The sequence below is a fragment of the Brevibacillus brevis NBRC 100599 genome (assembly GCF_000010165.1).
GTDB lineage: Bacteria > Bacillota > Bacilli > Brevibacillales > Brevibacillaceae > Brevibacillus > Brevibacillus brevis_D.
On record NC_012491.1, the window covers coordinates 5,182,794 to 5,203,545 of the forward strand.

Annotated in this window: 22 protein-coding genes and 1 riboswitch; of the genes, 7 read left to right on the plus strand and 15 right to left on the minus strand. The window is 48.3% G+C overall.

All coding sequences use genetic code 11. The features are described 5' to 3' along the window. Positions 1 to 28: 28 nt before the first annotated feature. The 5 genes from BBR47_RS24660 to BBR47_RS24680 form a co-directional block, all read right to left on the minus strand. Entirely contained in the window at positions 29 to 877 is an 849-nt protein-coding gene (locus BBR47_RS24660) for an energy-coupling factor ABC transporter ATP-binding protein (RefSeq protein ID WP_015893163.1), read from the minus strand. Continuing rightward, positions 874 to 1,671, minus strand: a complete 798-nt coding sequence (cbiQ, locus tag BBR47_RS24665) for a cobalt ECF transporter T component CbiQ (protein ID WP_015893164.1) — start codon at positions 1,669 to 1,671, stop codon at positions 874 to 876. Before cbiQ ends, BBR47_RS24660 begins: the two co-directional genes overlap by 4 nt. Then, entirely contained in the window at positions 1,668 to 1,952 is a 285-nt protein-coding gene (locus tag BBR47_RS24670) for an energy-coupling factor ABC transporter substrate-binding protein (RefSeq protein WP_007718520.1), read from the minus strand. Before BBR47_RS24670 ends, cbiQ begins: the two co-directional genes overlap by 4 nt. Then, complete coding sequence (locus tag BBR47_RS24675) at positions 1,949 to 2,713, minus strand: energy-coupling factor ABC transporter permease (protein ID WP_015893165.1); 765 nt, start codon at positions 2,711 to 2,713, stop codon at positions 1,949 to 1,951. The genes BBR47_RS24670 and BBR47_RS24675 overlap by 4 nt, the downstream gene beginning before the upstream one ends. A 141-nt stretch (positions 2,714 to 2,854) precedes the next feature. Next, positions 2,855 to 3,049, minus strand: a riboswitch (cobalamin riboswitch). Positions 3,050 to 3,182: 133 nt separating this feature from the next. Next, positions 3,183 to 4,274, minus strand: coding sequence for a quinone-dependent dihydroorotate dehydrogenase (locus BBR47_RS24680; protein ID WP_015893166.1), 1,092 nt, complete (start codon positions 4,272 to 4,274; stop codon positions 3,183 to 3,185). A 151-nt stretch (positions 4,275 to 4,425) separates the two neighbouring features. Here BBR47_RS24680 and BBR47_RS24685 point away from each other — a divergent pair, with 151 nt between their 5' ends. From BBR47_RS24685 to BBR47_RS24695, 3 genes are read left to right on the plus strand one after another with little or no spacing between them, the layout of a single operon-like run. After that, a complete protein-coding gene (locus BBR47_RS24685) occupies positions 4,426 to 5,526 on the plus strand; it encodes a GerAB/ArcD/ProY family transporter (RefSeq protein WP_015893167.1) in 1,101 nt (366 codons plus the stop codon). Beyond that, entirely contained in the window at positions 5,516 to 6,898 is a 1,383-nt protein-coding gene (locus BBR47_RS24690; protein WP_015893168.1) for a spore germination protein, read from the plus strand. The genes BBR47_RS24685 and BBR47_RS24690 overlap by 11 nt, the downstream gene beginning before the upstream one ends. After that, a complete protein-coding gene (locus BBR47_RS24695; RefSeq protein ID WP_015893169.1) occupies positions 6,895 to 8,073 on the plus strand; it encodes a Ger(x)C family spore germination C-terminal domain-containing protein in 1,179 nt (392 codons plus the stop codon). The genes BBR47_RS24690 and BBR47_RS24695 overlap by 4 nt, the downstream gene beginning before the upstream one ends. Positions 8,074 to 8,133: 60 nt before the next feature. Here the strand turns inward: BBR47_RS24695 and ald are convergent, their stop codons facing one another. The 3 genes from ald to BBR47_RS24710 form a co-directional block, all read right to left on the minus strand. Beyond that, positions 8,134 to 9,258: an alanine dehydrogenase gene (ald, locus tag BBR47_RS24700; protein WP_015893170.1), complete on the minus strand. Its 1,125-nt coding sequence runs from the start codon at positions 9,256 to 9,258 to the stop codon at positions 8,134 to 8,136. Between the two features lie 131 nt (positions 9,259 to 9,389). Then, positions 9,390 to 10,628, minus strand: coding sequence for a PucR family transcriptional regulator (locus BBR47_RS24705; RefSeq protein WP_015893171.1), 1,239 nt, complete (start codon positions 10,626 to 10,628; stop codon positions 9,390 to 9,392). 81 nt (positions 10,629 to 10,709) lie between these two features. Next, on the minus strand, positions 10,710 to 11,279 hold the full coding sequence (locus tag BBR47_RS24710; protein WP_015893172.1) for a helix-turn-helix domain-containing protein: 570 nt from the start codon (positions 11,277 to 11,279) through the stop codon (positions 10,710 to 10,712). A gap of 237 nt (positions 11,280 to 11,516) precedes the next feature. Here BBR47_RS24710 and BBR47_RS24715 point away from each other — a divergent pair, with 237 nt between their 5' ends. Next, the gene (locus BBR47_RS24715; protein WP_015893173.1) at positions 11,517 to 12,503 is read left to right on the plus strand and encodes an ornithine cyclodeaminase family protein; all 987 of its coding nucleotides are present in this window, start codon (positions 11,517 to 11,519) and stop codon (positions 12,501 to 12,503) included. A gap of 68 nt (positions 12,504 to 12,571) precedes the next feature. Here BBR47_RS24715 and BBR47_RS24720 read toward each other — a convergent pair whose 3' ends face one another. Together BBR47_RS24720 and BBR47_RS24725 are read right to left on the minus strand one after the other, a co-directional pair. Further along, positions 12,572 to 12,925: a response regulator gene (locus BBR47_RS24720; protein WP_015893174.1), complete on the minus strand. Its 354-nt coding sequence runs from the start codon at positions 12,923 to 12,925 to the stop codon at positions 12,572 to 12,574. Positions 12,926 to 13,044: 119 nt separating this feature from the next. Next, a complete protein-coding gene (locus BBR47_RS24725; RefSeq protein WP_041749638.1) occupies positions 13,045 to 13,236 on the minus strand; it encodes a hypothetical protein in 192 nt (63 codons plus the stop codon). Positions 13,237 to 13,409: 173 nt separating this feature from the next. On the opposite strand from BBR47_RS24725, the gene BBR47_RS24730 reads away from it, so the two are divergent. Continuing rightward, positions 13,410 to 14,420, plus strand: a complete 1,011-nt coding sequence (locus BBR47_RS24730) for a BMP family ABC transporter substrate-binding protein (RefSeq protein WP_015893175.1) — start codon at positions 13,410 to 13,412, stop codon at positions 14,418 to 14,420. A gap of 5 nt (positions 14,421 to 14,425) precedes the next feature. Next, positions 14,426 to 16,246, plus strand: a complete 1,821-nt coding sequence (locus BBR47_RS24735) for an ATP-binding protein (protein ID WP_015893176.1) — start codon at positions 14,426 to 14,428, stop codon at positions 16,244 to 16,246. Here the strand turns inward: BBR47_RS24735 and BBR47_RS24740 are convergent. Beyond that, on the minus strand, positions 16,243 to 17,043 hold the full coding sequence (locus BBR47_RS24740; RefSeq protein WP_015893177.1) for an alpha/beta hydrolase family protein: 801 nt from the start codon (positions 17,041 to 17,043) through the stop codon (positions 16,243 to 16,245). The genes BBR47_RS24735 and BBR47_RS24740 overlap by 4 nt on opposite strands. Before the next feature lie 5 nt (positions 17,044 to 17,048). Continuing rightward, positions 17,049 to 17,936, minus strand: a complete 888-nt coding sequence (locus BBR47_RS24745) for a LysR family transcriptional regulator (RefSeq protein ID WP_015893178.1) — start codon at positions 17,934 to 17,936, stop codon at positions 17,049 to 17,051. A 119-nt stretch (positions 17,937 to 18,055) separates the two neighbouring features. Between BBR47_RS24745 and BBR47_RS24750 the strand changes: the two genes are divergently transcribed. Beyond that, positions 18,056 to 18,442: a rhodanese-like domain-containing protein gene (locus BBR47_RS24750; RefSeq protein ID WP_015893179.1), complete on the plus strand. Its 387-nt coding sequence runs from the start codon at positions 18,056 to 18,058 to the stop codon at positions 18,440 to 18,442. 53 nt (positions 18,443 to 18,495) lie between these two features. On the opposite strand, the gene BBR47_RS24755 is transcribed toward BBR47_RS24750, so the two are convergent. The 3 genes from BBR47_RS24755 to BBR47_RS24765 form a co-directional block, all read right to left on the minus strand. Then, positions 18,496 to 18,909, minus strand: a complete 414-nt coding sequence (locus BBR47_RS24755) for a S1 RNA-binding domain-containing protein (RefSeq protein ID WP_015893180.1) — start codon at positions 18,907 to 18,909, stop codon at positions 18,496 to 18,498. A 127-nt stretch (positions 18,910 to 19,036) separates the two neighbouring features. Then, complete coding sequence (locus tag BBR47_RS24760; RefSeq protein ID WP_015893181.1) at positions 19,037 to 20,155, minus strand: acetate/propionate family kinase; 1,119 nt, start codon at positions 20,153 to 20,155, stop codon at positions 19,037 to 19,039. A gap of 61 nt (positions 20,156 to 20,216) precedes the next feature. Further along, entirely contained in the window at positions 20,217 to 20,720 is a 504-nt protein-coding gene (locus tag BBR47_RS24765; RefSeq protein WP_015893182.1) for a VanZ family protein, read from the minus strand. Positions 20,721 to 20,752 lie beyond the last annotated feature (32 nt).

Genomic DNA, 20,752 nt, shown 5'->3' on the forward strand with positions numbered 1-20,752 from the left:
TTAGCTTACCCGAAAGCGCCCACTCCATTCACCACACACGCTGAACACTGAGCATTTTTCTCAGCTCGTCGACCGAACGTGGAATATTTCCGCCCAACTCTCGCTTCCACTGCTCAGGCAGTGCCTCCCACACATCCACGAGCAACGGCATACCTAGATGAAGGCTTTCCAGCATGTCTCTGTTTTCCAATGCCTCCTGCGGATCTCCCGCGAACACAAGCCTTCCTTCATCCATGATGCAAATCCACTCCGCCCATTCAAACGCAATATCCATATCGTGAGTTGCCATCAAAACAGTCGTTCCTTGCCGGTGAATAGCATCGAGCTCCCGCAGTAAATTTTTGGTCTGGTAGCGATCCAGATACGCAGTAGGCTCGTCCAACAGCAAAAGCTCTGGCTCCATGACCATGACCCCTGCGAGTGCCAGTCGTCGTTTTTGTCCCAGGCTCAAATGATGAATCGGAGCTTCTGCCAGCTCTCTTAACCCGAATGCATCCAGCACCTTTTCTACCTTTGCCCGGATTACGTCCACAGGCAGCTTCTGATTGCATAAACCGTAAGATATATCTTCTGCCACTGTGCTTGCGATCAACTGATGCTCGGGATCTTGAAAGACCAAGCCTACCTTTTGCGTCATCTCTTGCAATGCGGCCCGTTTGTAGACAAGCGGTTTCCCCTTCCACAGCACCTGTCCCTGCTGTGGCTCGATGATCCCGTTTCCATGCAAGAACAGGGTCGACTTCCCACAGCCATTCCGCCCCAAAAGAACACATTTTTTCCCCTCTGGAATCCATAAGGACAGCCCTGACAGGACTGGTCCCCGCCCTCCTGGATACGTGTACTGCAAATCGATGAACTCCAACAACCGTGATGTCATAACCGCCAACCTCCTGTCCACCACTCAAGCAGCACCAGCAGCATACAGCCTGCGATTGATTCCCACTCATAGCGGTGCGAGCGGGCATGGGAATGAAACGAGAGCACCTGCATGCTCTCCCCGAAACCTCTTGCCGCCATTCCTTTGTGCAGGGCTTCGTATTTGCGCATCGCTCTGACAAACAATTGCGCAACGAGAACCCCTGCATCCCGAAGTGTCGCCCGGAAGCCGCGATGACCTCCGCGCGAACGTTGGGCAATCCAGAGCTGGTGAGAAATCGTTACCAACACAAAAATAAACCGATACATAATCATTAATAAATCAGTCACAAGAACAGGCATATGAAGCCGGCGAAGCACCTGCAAGATTTCGGCAAACGGCACGGTAAACAAAAGGAAAGCAAAGCAGGATAAGCTCGCCATGGTCCGCCAAAATAAAATCCAAACTTTACTGAAGGAGGACATCGGCACATAGAGCACATACGAACCCAAATCCCATGCTGCCGCGACCTGTACCTGTACTCCTCCTGCTCTCGCCCCTTCAATCAATAGAGCAGGGAGCCCCGCCGCGAAAAACGAGAGTGACACGATCATAAAGGCACAGTAGATACGGACAGGAATACGGGCATATACCACTACCCATACCGTCATCCAAACCACGACCGCCATCTGCATCCATACATGTCCCACCAGGACGAGCAGTAACATTGCACTCGCCAGCAATAGCTTATGAGCTGGCGGCAGATGTTTTAGCCTGTTTTGATAAGAGAGAGAATCAAGCTGCAGCCCGTTCATTTTTTGCGTTTATCCAACCGACCTTTGTACAAACCCACGGCGTAGCCAACCACTCCCGCTCCCAACGCCGCCTGCACCGCAAACAATAGACTCTCCGTCTCTCCCCCTGGCGGTTCTATCAGCGGTTGAAACCACGGTTCGTAGTTCGGAGCGATTTCCTTGATCGCTTCCTCCGCCACGCCGTCTGCGCCGCCAAATTCCGAATCCTGCACCAGCAGCAGCGGGACAATAGCCAGTACAATTACCCCCAAGAGTAAAAGCCAGTTCCACCCCTTTTTCACAGCGATTCCTCCCGTTTGAGCAAACGAAGCTGCGTAAGCTCTTTTGCGTTATAAGATAACAACCAGTTCCAAACAAGAACGGTCAACAGACCTTCACTAATAGCGAGCGGTACTTGCGTGAACGCAAAAATTCCTGCGAATTTGGCAAATGAGGCCAACACTCCGCCAGATTCAGCTGGAAATGCGAATGCCAGTTGAAACGAAGTCACCACATAGGTAGCGAGATCAGCCAAAGCCGCCGCCGCAAAAACCGCCAGACGCTGACTTCCGGCCACTTTCATGATCAACCGATAGATTCCGTATGCCACCATCGGTCCTACTACTGCCATAGATACAGCATTTGCTCCTAGCGTAGTCAAACCTCCATGCGCCAAAAGCAAGGCTTGAAACAAGAGCACCATACTCCCTAACACAGACATCGCAAAAGGCCCAAACATAATGGCGCCAAGGCCTGTTCCAGTCGGGTGAGAGCTGCTGCCTGTAACCGAAGGGATTTTCAATGCAGATAAAACAAAGGCAAATGCTCCTGCAACGCCAATAAGGAGCTTCATCTCGGGATGTTCTTTTACAATCTTGTTAATCGAGCGAATCCCAAGAATAAAGAATGGCAAGAACACAGCCCACCAAAATAAGGCCCAGGATAATGGCAAATACCCTTCCATGATGTGCATTGCATGTCCTGTCTCAGGTTCATTGAGCAAAAAATACAAGACAAAGCCCGCGATCATCAAACAAGTAGATACGAGACGAGATCGATTCATGTTTATCCTCCTTCACTGACTTTCATTCTTTCCTCCAAACAAAAAAATCCCATCCATCAGTGGACGAGATGTGCACACAAAACAACAGACTGACTAGACAGCCTCATTGCCTCGTATTCACCGCTCCTTTCCGCGAAGGTTCTGTGGGTGTGGCTACTAGGTAGGTCTCCTGGCTTCCAGATCCATGCGCTCCTTGTCCTTCCCCATACGAAGATGAGTGGTTTCCTTTTCAAAGAGAGCTCCCTGGTTACAGTGGCGGGACCGCTCGGGACTTTCACCCGATTCCCTGTTACCCTTTATGCGTCACATAAAGGCACCTAACGCCGACTATATGCAATTGACTGACAATTCATGTTTGTCCCACATCATTATACCGGATCACTACATAAATCGGAAGAATATAAGCGAAAACGCATAAGTCGATGACCCACTACAAACGGAGCCATCGACCTATGCGTACTTGTTCTATCTATTCTTTTGCGTCTACGCCAATTACTTCACTAATATGTTTAAAACCATCGCGTTGCATGAGCTTGAGCAGTTTTTTGTTGATTTGTTTGGCGATACCTGGGCCCTGATAAATCATCCCCGTATACACCTGAACAAGACTGGCTCCTGCCCGGATTTTCGCGTAGGCGTCTTCCCCATTATAAATACCACCGACACCGATGATTGGTACCTTGTCTCCTACTTCTTGATAAATCTCCTTCACCCAAGCAGTGGAACGCTCTGTAAGAGGTCTTCCGCTCAATCCGCCCGCTTCCTCGGCAAATCGATGTCCGGAAACGGCCTCGCGTGACAGTGTCGTATTGGTAGCAATAATTCCGGAAATGCCTTCTTCTACAGCAGCGTGAACAACATCGCGCATGTGCTCATCTGACATGTCTGGCGCTACTTTCAGCAAAATCGGCTTTTTCTTGATGGAACGCCCTTCCATTTCGGTTGCCTTTTCTTTTACTGCACGCACCAAATGACGCAAGCTCTCCGTTTCCTGCAAGTCACGAAGATTCGGGGTATTTGGAGAGCTGATGTTAATGACGAAATAGTGACCGTATGCATAGAGCATGTCCATACATTTGCTATAATCGACGGCCGCTTCTTCATTCGGCGTTACTTTGTTTTTCCCAATGTTAATCCCAATCGGAACATCTGAGTATGCGTAATCGACCAAATGCTGGGAAGCCAGATACGCACCGTGATTGTTGAAGCCCATTCGGTTAATGACAGCTTGATGTTCCGGCAATCGGAACAATCGGGGCTTTGGATTGCCTGGCTGCCCCTGCGGCGTCAGTGTCCCGATTTCCACAAACCCAAAGCCAAGAGCACCCAGCGCATGATAAACTTCTGCATTTTTATCAAAACCGGCTGCAAGTCCGACTGGATTCGGAAACGTCATTCCCCACAGCTTGTTCTCCAACCGCTGGTCTTTTACCTGATAGATCATCTTCAGGATGCTTTTGCCTGGAGCAGAATCCTCCACCAGCCTTAAGGCACCAATTGTCTTTTCATGAATCTCTTCCGCATCTTGCTGGAACAGATATTTTCTTATGAGCTGATACATCGGCTGCACTCCTTACTCCGTTTCTACCTTTTTACCTCATAGTAGAATACCATACTTTTTCGGGAGGATGTAACCTTTATACGTGATACATATTTCCAAGTAAGCAGGCAAATCCTAACAGCACCACCACACACAGGGGGATAAGTCTTTCATGAAAGTGGACGGAAAAATCGGGATTGGTCAAGCCATTATGGTGATGATGCTGACGATCGGCATTACGAACCACGTAACCGTCATTCCCCTCTTATTAAGTAAAGCCGGAAGAGATGCTTGGTTGAGCGTGTTGGTTGCTGGTATTCCTTTTTCCTTGTGGGTGTATTTATTGTTTGTGATCAATCGAACAATAAAACAACAAGCCTTGTATGAATGGCTTCAGCAGCGAACAGGAAATATTGTCAGCCATCTCTTGCTCACTCCGATCATGATCTGCCTGTATTTGATGGCGTTAACCAATCTGATCGATACCCAGACATGGACTACCGTCAATTATCTGCCTCGAACACCCGAATGGGTGACTGCATTCGCCTTGATGGGCTTATGTGTGCTCGCAGCTATCGGGGGAATGACCTCTGTTGGAATTACAGCAGGAATACTTCTGCCTATCGTCGTGTTGCTTGGATTTTTTGTCGCTTTTGGCAATATTCCCAAAAAGGATTATAGTCTTTTACTACCGCTTTTCCAGAACGGTTATCGTCCTCTGATAATGGGGATGCTCTACTTTGGCGGTGGTATAACCGAGCTGTTTCTGTTGCTATTGCTTCAGCATCACATCCGCAAGCCACTCCGCCTCGTACACTATTTCGTTATGCTCGGCATTACGGTTCTGTTGACACTCAGTCCGTTGACAGGGGCGATTGCAGAATTCGGACCTGTCGAATCTGCCCGTCAACGTTTTCCCGCATTTGAACAATGGCGGCTCCTCACCATTGGAAAAGACATCGAAAATATGGAGTTCTTCTCGATTTTCCAGTGGCTCTCTGGTGCTTTTATTCGAATCACTATCTGCTTGCTGCTTCTGGGGGAGTTACTCACGATCCATACCAGAAAACAGCGCAAATACACGATCCTGTTTCTCGGGGGGAGCATGATCGCCTTTACCAGCCTCCCGTATAGCGACATGCAGTTCGTTTCCTTCCTCACGCACGTATACTATCCGCTTTACTTCGTCCTTATGATCATTGTCACACTCGCACTCATCCTGATTTCCCTGCGCAAATCATCCAAACAGGAGGGAATAGGCCATGACCCTTGAAGAGGAACTGCGGTCAAAATTCGCGCATTGTGCCGACGTTATTTTTATGCGAACGGTCACACCTGAGGATCAGCCAGTGTTGATGCTTTATTGTGAAGGGCTTGCAGACATTCGTCAATTACAGGATACAGCATTGCCACAGCTTGAGCGCTTCCTGACTGAGGGGGATTTGCGCTCTCTGCCCCTCATCCCCCTTTTCACGGATTCTGAACTGTGGATTGAGCGACTTTTTGCTGGAGATTTGCTGATTTTTATTGGTGATACTCCTCCCTTCGCTTGGGATATTTCTAAGCGGCCAGAGCGTGGCACTGAGGAAGCCAATACGGAGATTTCGATCAAAGGTCCCCGGGACGGTTTCGTTGAGGATATTTCCACGAACGTTGCTCTCATTCGCAAGCGTATGCGAACCATTACCCTGGCTTATGAGCCTTTTATTCTCGGAACGCGTTCACGCACAAGAGTCGGCATAATGTATATCACAGACGGGGTATCTGAAGATCTGGTAGAGATGATGCGCGAAAGACTACACAAATGTACGTCAAAAAAAATTGTGAACAGCGCCATTCTGGAAAAAATGCTGAGCGACAACACTCGTTCGGTGTTTCCCTTGGTTAATTATACGGGACGTCCTGATTTTGCAATTTACATGCTGCTGCAAGGCAAGGTCATCGTGTTGGTAGACGGTTCGCCCTTGTGCATCGTGGCACCTGTAACCTTGCTGGAACTGATCAAAACTCCTGAAGACGATCAATATCCTGTTACCTATGTATGGCTGGAACGCATGCTGCGACTGGGGGGATTTTGGATCGCAATCTTTCTGCCTGGCTTCTGGATTGCGCTGTGTGCCTATAATGTAGAGCAATATCCTTTTCAATTGCTCGCTACCGTTACACAGGGCCGAAAAGGGTTACCGTTTTCCGCGCCGATGGAGCTATTTATCATTTTATTTATTTTTGAGTTTCTGCGTGAGGCAGGTGCCCGTCTGCCCAAAAACGTCGGGCAAACACTGGCACTTGTCGGTGCACTGATTATCGGCGATGCCTCCATTCGTGCAGGACTGACATCGCCGTCGATGCTGTTTATCGGCTCCCTTACCGTCGTCGCCTCCTTCACACTGGTCAATCAGGCATTAAGCGGCGCGGTAACAGTTGTGCGTTTCGCCGTTTTCTTCCTTGCTGCGACCATCGGCATGTACGGCTTTGTACTCGGAATGATTGCCATTGTGTACTACTTGTCCACCTTGACCTCGTTTGGCAGATCGTATATTTTGATGGGTTCTTCCAACTCAGTGTCCACGCTGATCAATGTCATGTTTAAGTCCTTGACCAGCTTTTTTCGGACGAGATTTGCGAAAGGTGGCGATAACAAATGAAGGGCATGCGCATCGCTTTTACTGTGCTGCTGTTGGCATCCATTCTTCTTGGGGGTTGCTGGGACCAGAAATCGATTCAGGATCTTCGCTACTTATCTGCCATGGGCATTGATTTCGTCAACAATGAGTATGTTTTATACGCCCAATCCACCGACCTGTCTACCGTCGCGAAACAGGAATCCTCATCCACCCTGCAAGCACCTCCTGCCACCATTTCGATCGGAAAAGGAAAAACACTTCAATCTGCTTTTGATAACCTGCAAAAAAACGCACAGGTGCCCGTATTTCTAGGCTTTGTATCCTCCCTCGTATTTCATGAGCGTCTCTTGCAAAAGGGCGTTATTACCTCCCATGATATTATGAATAGATACGGTTTGATTCGTTACACCAAATGGGTATTCGGAACGCGGGAGCCGATTGACAAAGTGTTAAGCTCTCATTCTTTGGTCGGATTTTCTCCATTGGACTCTCTCTTGCATCAGCCAAAGGATGTTTATGAGCAGCGTTCGTTTATCGAGCCGATCCAATTTTTTCGGTTTATCTCGGACTTTTGGGAGCCGTCAAGCACCGTGTTATTGCCAAACATCACGCTGTACAAGCGTTCCTGGAAAGAAAATAACCGTTTTATTTCTCGTCTCTCCATCGATGGCATCCACGCCATTCATCGTGGAAATTGGCAGGGTTACTTTCCCAATCGTGATTTAATGGGGATTCGATGGATGAATCATGATACGAAATTTGCTGGCCTCGTTGTGAGACAAAACAACATTCCCAGAGCAACCATGCGCATCGAGCACGTTCAATTGGACATCATTCCGATTACCACCGGAGAGCATCCTCGTTATCAGGTCAATGTTCGTCTAAAGGGGTTCGTTCGTGAAATGTTGAGTACAGTTACGCCTGCTTTCGTACAAAAAAGCTCCGAAGAACAGGTAGCCGAGCAAATTCGCGGGACGTTTCTAAAAGGAGTCAAGGCAGGGGTTGATCTATATAGCTTGGAGGAGAGTTTGTTTAAAAAGGACTACCAGGCTTGGCGAAAATACGAAATACGCAAGCGCAATAAGCTCACACCTGATTCCCTGACCCAAATCCAGGTGCATATGTACTTAAGTGATTCTGGAAAAATGAAGATGGATTCGGTTAAATACCCTGACCCGCTTGGGACGAATAAATAAAAAAACTGCTTGCCGTAAGCTCGGACAAGCAGTTTCTTCTTTATCTATTTACCGTTGAAGCTAGTTTTTCACCAGCAAAACTTCTTCGATAGAAGCATACGGCAGGTTATGCGCATCAGCGACAGCCTTGTAAGCTACTTTTCCGTCGATGACGTTTACGCCTTTTGCCAATGCTTTGTTGTCGCGAATCGCTTGTGCGTAGCCTTTGTTCGCCAATTGTACCGCGTAAGGAACGGTTACGTTGGTCAGGGCCAATGTAGATGTACGAGCGACTGCACCAGGCATGTTCGCTACCGCGTAGTGAATCACACCGTGCTTCTCATAGGTTGGCTTGTCATGAGTCGTGATGCGGTCAACGGTTTCGATCGATCCGCCTTGGTCAATCGCAACGTCTACGATCACTGAACCAGGTGACATCTCTTTTACCATGTCTTCTGTTACCAGACGTGGAGCACGAGCACCTGGAATGAGCACAGCGCCTACCAGCAAATCTGCTTTTTTCACAGCGTTTGCGATGTTGAAGGAGTTGGACATCAGCGTCTGAACGCGGCCTTGGAACAGGTCATCCAGTTGGCGCAGACGGTCTGCGTTTACATCGATAATGGTTACATTTGCACCCAGTCCAAGCGCCATTTTCGCTGCGTTTGTTCCTACGATCCCGCCGCCGATTACGACTACCTCGCCTTTTGGCACGCCTGGTACGCCACCGAGCAGAACACCTTTTCCACCATATTGCTTTTCCAAGAATTGCGCACCGATTTGAACGGACATGCGACCTGCTACTTCAGACATCGGCATCAACAGAGGCAGAGCGCCATTGTCGAGCTGGATGGTTTCGTAAGCGATTGCAATCACTTTTTTATCGAGCAATTCACGAGTCAATTCAGGCTCTGGTGCGAGATGCAAATACGTGAACAGAATCAGACCCTCACGGAAATATCCGTATTCAGCAGGGAGTGGTTCTTTTACTTTCATGACCATGTCAGACGCCCATGCCTCTGCTGCTGTCTCTACGATCTCAGCGCCTACTGCCTTGTAATCTTCATTCGTAAAACCACTGCCTTGCCCTGCGCTTGTTTCTACACGAACGGAATGTCCGTTTTGCACCAGAGCAGCTACACCTGCTGGGGTAATGGCTACGCGGTTCTCATTATTTTTAATTTCTTTTGGAATTCCAACGATCATGATAAGTATGTCCTCCTTGGAAACGCCAATTTCTTTGCGGTTACTATTATTGTACAGCGTATCTTCGGGCATACTCCTTGGAGATTCCTTTAATTTTAGCGTCTTTTCATTTGTGAAAATTCACAAACAAACTACTGTTCCCCATCTAATTTGGCTATTTTCAACTCTAAATATAAGGCAGCCCGCTGGTTCATATTGTCGAGATCGACACGCATGATCTCCTCAATTCGTCTCAGTCGGTAGCTCAACGTATTGATATGGATATGCAGGCGCTCTGCTGTCTTGTTGACCTTGCCAGCGGCATCCAAAAAAGTCTCCAATGTCGTCAAGAGTGTGGTCTGGTTGTCGCGATCATACTGTCTGAGCTTTTCCAGCCGTTCATTCTGATAGCCCTGCTCCTCTTCCCACTGCTTCAGTTGTAGTAGATATCGATATATCCCAAGCTCGTGATACCCGTGAATCCCCTCATTTTCCTGAGGAAACAACTTTTTGATCTTGAGTGCATGCAGCGCTTCCCTGTAGCTTTTCACAATATCCGTATAAGACTTGTAATCTCTCCCGTACCCGGCAATCACCTGGCGTCCTTCTGTAACATGTGCTTCGAGCTTGCCGAGCGAGTCGGAGAGGAACTGTTCCACCTTGCGAATGAGCACATCACTCTTCTCTTTTTTCGCATCGGACAGACCGATCAATAAGATGATTTGCGATCCGTCGACAACCCAGAGCAGCTTGTCACGCATTAACAACGGATACAAGTACTGGTCCAGACGGGCTCCTGCCGCTTCAATAATACAAATTAAATAAGAGGTCGGAAGCTGCATCTGCAAGGTGTCCGCTTTTTGGCGAATGCCAGCCTCACTGCTGTGATTCCCCAGCAACAGCTCCCACAGAAATTCCTTGCGTCGCTGTTCTTCCGCCTTGCGTTTTCCCTGCCGTTGGATGAGACGCGAGACAGCTACGCGTGCTGCCTGACGAAGAATTTCATCATCTTCCTGGGTAATTGGTCGATTCACCTCTTGTGCCCAAATGTAACCGAGCACGTCGCTCCCTCTGCGAATGGCAATTGCCACACGCTTCCCCAAGCCGATTTCGTCCTTGGCCGGGATGTGTACGGGGTTGTCGTGCGTTAACAGCTCCTGGAATACGCCGTCCTTCCAGAGGCGCGTCAGCACTTTTTCCGGTACCCGTCGCCCCATGATGGTAGACCAGCGCGCTTCATCTGTGCTTTCTCCGTGTGAGCTGTAAGCAATCAGTTTATGATCGGCATCTTCAACCGTAATCGGATTTTGCAAAAGTTCTCCAATGACATCAGCTAATTCGTCGATATCAGCATGCTGATACTGTTGAAAATAGTTAGGCTCTACGGGCACGCTTTCACCTCTTTACCGCTCTTTTCTACGTGTTCTTCTATTATAGTAGAAAACATGACTTCGCTACACGCTCTCGCTCCATTAATGAGCAGCGGTCGGAATCCTGTCGCTGTCATGCGAATTGACACAAAGGAATCTGGTGACCTCGCCTGTACGGTTCACCCAGTTGTGTGGCACGGATGAATCCATGTGAATGCTGTCACCAGGGAACAAATCATGCTCCTCTTCCCCCAGTAAAACAGTCAGCACACCCTCCAGGACATAAATAAACTCCTGCCCCTGATGAACAAAAGGCATGCCTTTTTCCCCATGTGGGGATAGCGTGACGAGAATCGGTACCAACGTCGGATTCACCAAATCACTGGACAGGTCCTCATACACAAAAGGCGCATGCAGAAGCCCAGATCGCTCCTTGCTCGCCCTGCGTACCTGCTCATTCCCTCCACTCGACTCGCCCGAAAAGAAATAGCCTGGGCTCACTCCCAAGGCTTCCGAAATTTTTTTCAATGACTCCAACGTAATGGAAGACTTCCCACGCTCTACTTGGGACAAAAAGCTGATCGACAGCTGTGTTTTTTCCGCAATTTGTTTGAGTGTCTTCTTTTTGCCGACACGAAGCGATTTGATTAATACACCAATGGTGGGTTCCATTTGCATACCTCGCCGTAAAAAGGATAGGTCTATCATACTCTTTCCCGAAAAAAGTTGTAAAGTTAGCATAAGTATCAATTTTTACTATTGCTACCAATTGTGTTTCATTTTAAAATATTTATTATTATCTGATTTGTGATTGTTTTATTTTTGCAAATCGAAGTGTTACTTCACTTATAATTTGAAGTGACACTTCAATATCTACTGACAAAGGATCCCGATGAAAGGATGAATGTCATGCTCGTATTAAGCCGTGAAAACATTGAACGAATCTACACGATGAAAGATTGCTTGGAAGATGTGGAACACGTCTTCCGTGAGCATATGCTAGGAAATGTCACCACCCCTGTTCGTACTGCCATTGACCATCCGAAATACGGAGCAACCAGTCTATACATGCCGTCCTATTTGGAAACGGACGATTATGTAGCGGTAAAAATCATCAGCATTTTCCCGGAGAATCACAAACACGATATCAAAGCACTCCAAAGCGTAATCGTGTTGACGGAAGCAAAAACGGGACAGCATGTGGCGATGATGGACGCGAGCCTATTGACGATTATGCGCACAGGTGCAAGTAGTGGCGTTGCAACCAAATACTTGGCAAAAGAAAATGCGCAAAGCTGCGCTGTATTGGGCTGCGGGGCTCAATCCATCGGACAGATTCAAGCCGTCATGGAGGTCCGTCCGCTGACAAACCTTTATCTCTATAACCGCACACGTCAGAAAGCGGACGAAATGAAACAAACACTACTCTCCCTCTATCCGGAGTGGCAAGGCGAAATCACGGTTATGGATAATGCCAATGAAGCGGTTGCGAATGCCGAAATCGTGATTTGCAGCACCAAGGCTACCAGCCCATTGTTTGATGGAGCAAGCTTGCGTCCCGGTACGCATATCAATGCCATCGGTGCTTTTCTTCCTCATATGCAGGAGGTCGACTCGACTACCGTACAAAACAGCAAGGTCGTGGTCGATACACTGGAGGGAGCCCGGCAGGAAGCAGGCGATCTGCTCATTCCGGTTGAACGCGGGGAATGGAGCTTTGAACAAATGCACGCTGAGCTGGGAGACATTCTGATTGGGAAAAAGCCCGGCCGAGAAAACGAGGAGGAAATCACGCTGTACAAATCAGTGGGGGTTGCCTACCTGGACACAGCCGTAGCCAAAACGGTCTATGAACGGGCGAAAGCAAACGGCATTGGAACGGAAATCAGCTTGTAAAATCTTCTCTTACTAGAAAAACAGCCGCCTTCCCAACCGGGATTTGGCGGCTGTTTGCTTTTTCCTGTTTACAAAAGCCGTGCGATTGCATCGAGAATCTGCTCTTTTTGAAAAGGCTTTACGACGAAATCACTCGCTCCTGTCCTCATCGCTTCTAGCACCTTCTGCCGGTGCCCGACTGCCGAGCAGATCAAAATTTTGGCATCACGGTCAAAATCCAAGATGTGACGCGTGGCTTCAATCCCGTGCATGTGCGGCATAGTAATATCCATGGTGACAATATCCGGCCTGAGCTCCTTGTACTTTTCAATTGCCTCCAAACCATTGCTCGCTTCTCCACAAACTTCATGTTGCTCGCCTAACATATCCGTCAGCACCCTTCTCGTGAAGGCTGCGTCATCTACTATCAGCAATCGGGCCATGCAATCTTATCCCCTCGCATCTCGCTTGCTATTCTACCTCCTACTTTTGCAGAAATCGCAAGCCTTGTCCACGAGAGAAAATGACTTCTTTTGTCGAATGGCGCGAAATCCGATCGGCTTTATGAAATAAAACCGATTCGCTCACTGCTCTCATTCGAAACGCTCTCGCTGGCGAGTTCGGCTGTTCCGCTCGACGCCAGAGGGCTTTCCGGTTTCGGGTGTGGAGTGGTCTCTCCAATCTCCGGTCGATCGACCTGTGTAACCTCATCAGGAATATGAATCTGGGGGATTTCCACCATATCGTTTTCCATCGCGTGCATGCCTCCCTTCTGTTCCCTCTTTGCAGGGGGATATGTTCTCCATATGCTTAGGCTGTCCGTATCCCTTTTTTCCATGCACAACCCTCAGAGAACCTATATAATAGGCATGACGTGTATCTATATTTTCAAGTGGATTATGCTTTTTTTCTATGGAGGAATCCCGCATGCCAAAGCTGCTGCCATTTCCCGTCTTATTTACCGGTTTGGTAGTCGGGCTGCTTCTGCTCATTACCAGTCAATTCGTTACAAGTATGAAGCATCTCGATAAAGTCATAAATAAAAGCAGCCATTCTTCTGACAAAGTGCGTGTCGCCCTATTGCTGGAGGGCCCCACATATGATCAGGGCTGGAACAGCAGTGCACTGGAGAGTATGACAGAACTGCAAAAAAGATTTAACTTTTCACTCGAAATCGCCAATAATATAAAACCGGAGCAGATCAGAAAGGTGGCTGAGAAATATGCAGCCAACGAGTATGATCTCATACTCGGTCATGGCCTCATCTTCTCTGATCCTTTTACAGACGTAGCGCTTCGCTATCCGAAATCACACTTTGTTTCCTTTAACGGAGAGGCTCCGCATCCGAATCAGACGACGATTCGTTACGATATGAAGCCTGCCGGCAAGCTCGTCGGTATCCTTGCCGCCAAAATGACGAAATCGGATAAAGTCGGATACATCATGGTGGACAAGCCCACTGAGTTAACGCAAGTAGAAGGCTTTATCGAAGGAGTGAAAAAGGCATCACCCAACACTACTATCGTTATTGGAAAGGTACCTGATTTCAATGATAGTACGGGGGCCATTCGCACGACTCGCAACATGATTTCGCAAGGCGTGGATGTTATCTACACCACAGGCGACAGCTTCAATCTCGAAGTGATTACAGAAGCGCAGCGCGCAGGAGTATTTACCATCGGATATATTGCCGATCAAAGCTACATCGCTCCAGAATACGTGCTGGCCTCCATGATGCAGGATGTTCGTCAGTGCTACCGCATCATCATGGAACAGTTTATTCAAGGGGATCTCCCCAATGGAAAAGTCATGTACGGACTTGCAGAAGGGGTCAACCATCTCAGTCAATTCGGACACATGGTGCCAGAAAATGTACGTAAAGATTTAGAACGGGAACTGCAAAATCTCATTCCTTCCCGTGGCTCGTATGGAGGTTAATCAGCATGCCCCTTTTCAGCAATCTCGGATTTCAGAAAAAAATCATGCTCAGCTATCTCGTAATGATGCTTCTCATCGGTTGCGTAACGACCCTTTTCAGTTATCAAATGACCAAAGTCACCTCTGATGAAGTGTATTTAACGCAAAACCTCTTACCGCAAACGAGTGCCTTATTGGAAGTCAAAAACCAGATATACACCAAGACATATGCCTTGAACATGTATACATTGACACGAGACGAGTCTTACCTGGATCAGTACTATACAAATCTAATCGATACGGCGCGCTTTTCCTCGCTTCCCAAAACCGAAGCCAACAGTGGCTTGTTTACCATTATTGAATCGATATCTAAACTGGATTTTATTTTTCTGAACAAAATCAATCCGTTGCTGCAAGCAGGGAATGTTCCTGCCGTCAGCTATGTCCTTACCAATGAAGTACAGCCATTGCTCGATCGGTTTGAACGGGATCTGTCTTTTTCACTCAATCAGCTGGAGTATCAGACGAATAAAGAGTTTCAGGATTCGAATGAGAGTATCAAGGTTTCGTTGATTCTAACCTATACGGTTTCCGTAGCCTCTATCTTGTTTGGGCTATTCTGTACGTTTTACTTCCGCAATGAGCTGTTGCGCCCGATTCAGTCTCTCATGCAACAAGCCCGTGAAGTATCGAAAGGAACATTCGGTCAGCAAATCGTCTATACCCATCAAGATGAATTCCTTGAGTTGGCGCAGGAGTTCAATAAAATGTCGAGTAGTATCGCCAATCTATTCGCGCAAGATGAACGGCAACGGCAAATTTTGACCGAAGAAAAAAACATCCGGGAGCAAATCTTAAACTCCCTGCCTGTTGGGATTATTACACGCTCCCATGCGCCAGTCGGTCTTCATGTAAACAAGTTGGCGCAGCATTTAGTCAAGCTCGACGATCTCGGCTACCCGGTGTCTAAGGATTCCTTTGAAGCACCCACAAGCAATGAGCCGACTCCCTGGTTCGTCAATCGCAAAATGACCTTGTACAAAAAAGACGATACACCATTCATTGCTCTGGTCTCCTACATCCCTTTACACAATCATCACCACGATCAGGAAACCGGGTGGATGGTCGCCTTCTTGGACATTACGGAGCAGGAGCAAATTCAAGAGTACTTGAATCAATCTGAGAAGCTGGCCATGGTCGGTCAGCTAGCAGCGGGAGCCGCTCATGAAATTCGCAATCCGCTAACGGTCATCTACGGCTTTATTCAGCTATTAGAACAGCGTTTATCTGATCAAGAGCGCGATTTGTACTATTTGCCCTTAATCTTGCAGGAAATTGAACGGGTCAACCGCATCGTGACGGAGTTGTTGATGCTCTCCAAACCATCCAAGCCCGATTATCGCGAGGTTGCGCTAACCGGTGTCATTCATTCGATTCTTCCCTTGATGAATGCCGAGGCTATGCTGCATGGGATTGAAATCGTAGACCGCTGTGATCCGAGCATTCGCATTCACGTCGATGTCGAGCAATTAAAGCAAATCCTGTTAAATTTAATGAAAAACAGCATTGAAGCCATGAAAGACGGCGGCGTTCTCTCCATCGAAAACCGCCTGGATGATCAAGCTGTCCATATTCATGTCAGAGACACGGGAGAAGGCATTCCCCAAGAATATCTGGTGCGTATATTCGATCCGTTCTTCTCCTTAAAAGAGGATGGGACTGGACTGGGGCTGCCAATTTCGCGGCGAATGGTGGAAAACCACGGTGGGGAGCTGCACGTGAACAGCAAGCTGGGAAAAGGAACGGAAATCATCATTACGCTGCCGCTTACACCAAAAGAAGATTAGGCTTGCGCATCCAGCCAAGCGAACATCTTGCGCGTGTACATCTCCATATCTTCCCCGACAAACAGATGGCTGGCCCCTTGCGCCAGCCATTTCTCATACGGTTTGCCTGCTAGCGTCAGCGCATCTGCCAATTTATGAGCATGCTCCACTCCCACATTCTCATCTTCCGTTCCATGTATGATTAGCACAGGACAAGAAATCTCGTCTATCCGGTACAAAGGTGTCCGATCGCGGTAAGCATCCTCCTGCTTACGTGGATGACCGATGATTCTGCGCAGCATCCTTCTCAGATCAACCCGCTCCTCATAGGTCAAAAACATGTCGCTGACACCACTCCATACGACACAAGACAGCATGCCCTTGCACTCTATTGCGGCAAACAAAGCCATGATACCACCGCGTGAAAAGCCGTAGACGCTGATTCGCTCCTTGTCTACCCTCTCCAGTCTACAGAGCAATTCAAATGCGGCAAACACATCATGCCTGTCTGCCCCACCGAATTCATCCCGGCCCTCTCCGCCTTCGTTGCCACGGTAATGAGGAGCGAGGACCACGTAGCCAAAAGCAGCCATCTGACTAATTCTCTCGGGTCTGACGCGTCCCACTCCTTTAATCCCACCTCGACAATACAGGAGAGCCGGCAGACATGCTCCCTCCTGAAAATACACCTCTGGCACAGCCAATGCAGCTTTTACCAGCAAGTCTTGACTGTAGTAGCTGACGGTGTAGAGCCGCACTCCCGGATAGACTGTCTCCTCAGGTGTACATGCGACAAATGGTGAAGTATCTAGCTGCATCCTGCTCACGATTCCTCTCTCTGTGATCTCGTAATCGTATCCACAAGCGTCACCATCGAAGGTGATAGCCATTTCTTTTTATGATAAACAAGCTGAATGGAAAACGGCGGCTTATCCGACTGAAACGGGATAGCTGTGAGCACCCCTTCTGCGAGCTCTCTCTGGACCGCCATTACTGGCAGCAATGCCACACCCAAGCCACAGCGTACACACTGCTTGATCGCTTCCGGATTGCTGAATTGGCAGGCGATTCGTTGGGTCATCCCAGCCTCACCAAAAGCCTCCAGCAGCATGCCCCGATACGTACAGCCTTCTTCGGTCAATACAAGCGGCTCCCCGCCCAAATCATGGACTGTGAGTGCCGTTGCTGTTGTGAATCGATGGGCGGGTGGCATGACGACCACCAATTCTTCCTCGCGAATGACGTGGGTGACTAACTCAGGGTCTGTACAAGGGCGATCGAAAATGATCCCGAAATCGAGATAACCATCCCTGATCTGTTGCACGATTTCGGCTTCTCCAGCCGTCCTCAATACTAAATCAACCTGAGGATATTGCTGGCAAAAAGCCTGCAAATACGGTGGCAGAAAGAATGCCGCCAGTGTATCGATCGTTCCAATGGCAATGGGACCTGTCGTCTGATGCTTGATCACTTCTTTAGATTCCCCATACAGACGAATCAATTCCCGTGCGTACGGCAGCAAGGCTTCACCTGCTTGGGTCAGTCGCAGCTTGCGTCCATATCTTTCAAATAGCGGGGCTCCATACGACTGCTCCAGCTTTTGCATTTGTGCCGTTACCGTCGGTTGAGCATAGCCCAGTTCTTCTGCTGCCCGTGTAAAGCTCCCATACCGGGCTACTTCGCGAAAAGTATGTAAATAGACCAGCTCCATCCCGCTTCCTCCCATAGAAATTAGTAATGATCCTCATTAAATAGTATAGATAACTGTGATGATTGGTTCAATGCTATGCTTTGTGCATCACCATCACATGTAACGAGGAGGATTTTGATATGTCCCTTGTTTTGCAAACACCCGCCGCGTCACCTGAAGTAGCCCGCACTCATTTTCTCGAGAAGCTTTCTCTTGAGACAGATGTCTCTGATGTATGGAGTGACATTCAGAACCGTGTGGAAGACTTCTACATCCTGGATGCTCGCAGCGAAAAAGCGTATAGGGATGGTCACGTTCCCGGTGCTCTGAATCTCCCCCATTCGCTCATTTCCACTGACACGACGGCTGCTCTGGACCCGACCAAGCTCCTGGTCGTCTACTGCTGGGGTCCCAACTGCAATGGTGCTGCAAAGGCTTGTGCGAAACTGGCCGCTCTCGGCTTTCGGGTAAAAGAGATGCTTGGCGGGATGGAATACTGGGAAAAAGAGGGAAACCCTATCGAATAGGAGACGCAAAAAAGGACGGGAGCTGATCCCGTCCTTCTTAGTTATCGCAAGGCTTAGTAGCCGCGTTTTGCGTTCTTTTTGTTGATTGTCGCAAGGTTCTCTTCGCTGTGCTTCATCCATTTTTTCATCTTGTCTTCGAAAGAAGCTCCGCTATCTCGTTTTGCATTCCCTCCGCGGTCGCCTCCACGATATCCACCGCCACGGCGTTCTTCACGTTCCGGACGCTCAGGCGCTGGGAGTGCTGCGCGAACCGAAAGCGAGATTTTACCTGCATCATCAATGGAGAGTACTTTTACCTTTACTGGTGCCCCCACGGTAAAGTGATCATTGATATCCTTAACAAAACCGTTTGCTACTTGGGAAATGTGGACCAGCCCCTGCTCCGTTTCGCTGACTGCTACAAACATCCCAAACGGTTTAATCGCTGTCACTTTTCCTTCGATGATGCTTCCCACTTGTACTGCCATCCAGTTTGCACTCCTTTTATTTTTTCAGAAAAATGGTGAGAACCTCAAACCAGAAGCCTCATTCTCTTAGTATAGCAGAGAAATTCCAATACTGAAAAGCCTATTCTTTCTAGGGACATACTCCAACCTAGTTATTGCCCAGTTCAAATGCATCCATTGCCATGACAAGTTCTTCATTTGTCGGGATGACCATGACTTTTACCGGGGAGTATTTCGTGCTGATGAATGCCTCACCTTTGCTGCTGCGGTTTGCCTCACGATCCAGGTTTACCCCGGCGAATTCCAAACCAGAGCACACCAAATCACGCACGGCAGCACTATTTTCTCCAACCCCTGCTGTAAAGATAATGCCGTCGACTCCATTCAAGCGAGCAAGGTACAGTCCCACATGCTTATGTAGAATAGTAGTAAATAATTCCAAAGCGAGCTTGCTGCGGAGATGTCCCTCTTCTGCTTTTTTCATAACGTCGCGCAAATCATTGGATACACCCGATACGCCCATGAGACCGCTCTTGTTATTCAGAATCTTGATAGCACCAGCCGTGTCGGTCCTTTCAATTTCCTCAATATACGGGATGATACCTGGGTCAATGTTTCCACTGCGCGTACCCATGGACAAACCTGCCAATGGTGTCATACCCATCGACGTATCATAAGATTCACCATTTCGGATCGCCGTAATACTTACCCCGCTTCCAATGTGGCAGCTGATCAGACGAAGCTGCTCCTTCTGGCGACCCATCATTTCTGCTGCACGGCCCATTACATAGCGGTGAGACGTTCCATGGAAACCGTATTTGCGAATGCCGTATTGTTCGTAGTATTCATAAGGCAGTGCGTACAAATACGAGGATGGTGGCATGGTTTGGTGAAATGCTGTGTCAAAAACAGCTACGTGAATCAAATCAGGAAACAGACCTTGAGCAACTTCAATCCCGGTTAGGTTAATGGGGTTATGAAGCGGGGCGAAACGGGACAGGTTCCGAATTTCTTCTTTTACTTGGTCATTGATAATAACGGACTGCTTAAATGCTTCTCCGCCGTGGACAACACGATGGGAAACGATATCTATCGAATATTGTTTGAGGGATTCAAACACTCCCCGAATCGTATCTTCATATTGGTCACGCTGGATTTGTTCCAAATAATCATGCGCAATCAATGTCTTGGAAGGCATTTCATAAAGCTTGTACTTCACCGAAGAACTTCCGCAGTTCAGTACAAGGACATTCTTTTTTTCTCCCACGATCTAATCCACTCTCCAATCGTTCATCACAGCCTTCTCTCCCATAGGATGGATAGGCTTCCTACATTTTATAACGATGTGCTCTTCGTGAATACAGGTAATTGAGAGCAATTATCAACAACATCGTGACAGATCCAGCTGCATCGAGCAAAACATCCTGCACCATTCCGGTTCGATCCGGTGTAAACGTCTGGTGCCATTCATCCAAAGCAGCCGTCATCACACTGCAAAAAGCGCTCCAGGGCAGTGCTTGCCCAAACGAGAGATGCTGCGAAAACACGCGATACCAGCTAAAAGCCAAGAGGGCAAAAACAGAAAAGTGTACCCCTTTCCGTAAGAAGAACTCTATAAAACCAGCCGCTCCCTTTTCTTCCAGGCTCACATCCTTGCCTCCGTAAGGAATGGATATGTCGCCTATACGGTTCTGTAAGCTCTGTTCGTCCACTAGCTTGTCTATCGTCCCTCGCATGTCTTGCTTGGCGTATGGCTGTGATGAAGAAATAAATAACCCGAGCAGAATCGCAATCAAAAGCAAGTAATCCCATACTTTTCGATATCGACGCACGTGTTGCTACCCCCTGCTTTCGATTCTCTTTC

Bases quoted from the DNA above. Each gene is read 5' to 3' on its own strand.
- BBR47_RS24740 (WP_015893177.1), bottom strand. From the start codon at position 17,043: ATGCAGCTAGATACTTCACCATTTGTCGCATGTACACCTGAGGAGACA.
- BBR47_RS24675 (WP_015893165.1), bottom strand. From the start codon at position 2,713: ATGAATCGATCTCGTCTCGTATCTACTTGTTTGATGATCGCGGGCTTT.
- BBR47_RS24745 (WP_015893178.1), bottom strand. From the start codon at position 17,936: ATGGAGCTGGTCTATTTACATACTTTTCGCGAAGTAGCCCGGTATGGG.
- BBR47_RS24735 (WP_015893176.1), top strand. From the start codon at position 14,426: ATGCCCCTTTTCAGCAATCTCGGATTTCAGAAAAAAATCATGCTCAGC.
- BBR47_RS24730 (WP_015893175.1), top strand. From the start codon at position 13,410: ATGCCAAAGCTGCTGCCATTTCCCGTCTTATTTACCGGTTTGGTAGTC.
- BBR47_RS24715 (WP_015893173.1), top strand. From the start codon at position 11,517: ATGCTCGTATTAAGCCGTGAAAACATTGAACGAATCTACACGATGAAA.
- BBR47_RS24680 (WP_015893166.1), bottom strand. From the start codon at position 4,274: ATGTATCAGCTCATAAGAAAATATCTGTTCCAGCAAGATGCGGAAGAG.
- BBR47_RS24755 (WP_015893180.1), bottom strand. From the start codon at position 18,909: ATGGCAGTACAAGTGGGAAGCATCATCGAAGGAAAAGTGACAGCGATT.
- BBR47_RS24720 (WP_015893174.1), bottom strand. From the start codon at position 12,925: ATGGCCCGATTGCTGATAGTAGATGACGCAGCCTTCACGAGAAGGGTG.
- BBR47_RS24660 (WP_015893163.1), bottom strand. From the start codon at position 877: ATGACATCACGGTTGTTGGAGTTCATCGATTTGCAGTACACGTATCCA.
- BBR47_RS24725 (WP_041749638.1), bottom strand. From the start codon at position 13,236: ATGGAAAACGATATGGTGGAAATCCCCCAGATTCATATTCCTGATGAG.
- BBR47_RS24695 (WP_015893169.1), top strand. From the start codon at position 6,895: ATGAAGGGCATGCGCATCGCTTTTACTGTGCTGCTGTTGGCATCCATT.
- BBR47_RS24750 (WP_015893179.1), top strand. From the start codon at position 18,056: ATGTCCCTTGTTTTGCAAACACCCGCCGCGTCACCTGAAGTAGCCCGC.
- BBR47_RS24710 (WP_015893172.1), bottom strand. From the start codon at position 11,279: ATGGAACCCACCATTGGTGTATTAATCAAATCGCTTCGTGTCGGCAAA.
- ald (WP_015893170.1), bottom strand. From the start codon at position 9,258: ATGATCGTTGGAATTCCAAAAGAAATTAAAAATAATGAGAACCGCGTA.
- cbiQ (WP_015893164.1), bottom strand. From the start codon at position 1,671: ATGAACGGGCTGCAGCTTGATTCTCTCTCTTATCAAAACAGGCTAAAA.
- BBR47_RS24685 (WP_015893167.1), top strand. From the start codon at position 4,426: ATGAAAGTGGACGGAAAAATCGGGATTGGTCAAGCCATTATGGTGATG.
- BBR47_RS24690 (WP_015893168.1), top strand. From the start codon at position 5,516: ATGACCCTTGAAGAGGAACTGCGGTCAAAATTCGCGCATTGTGCCGAC.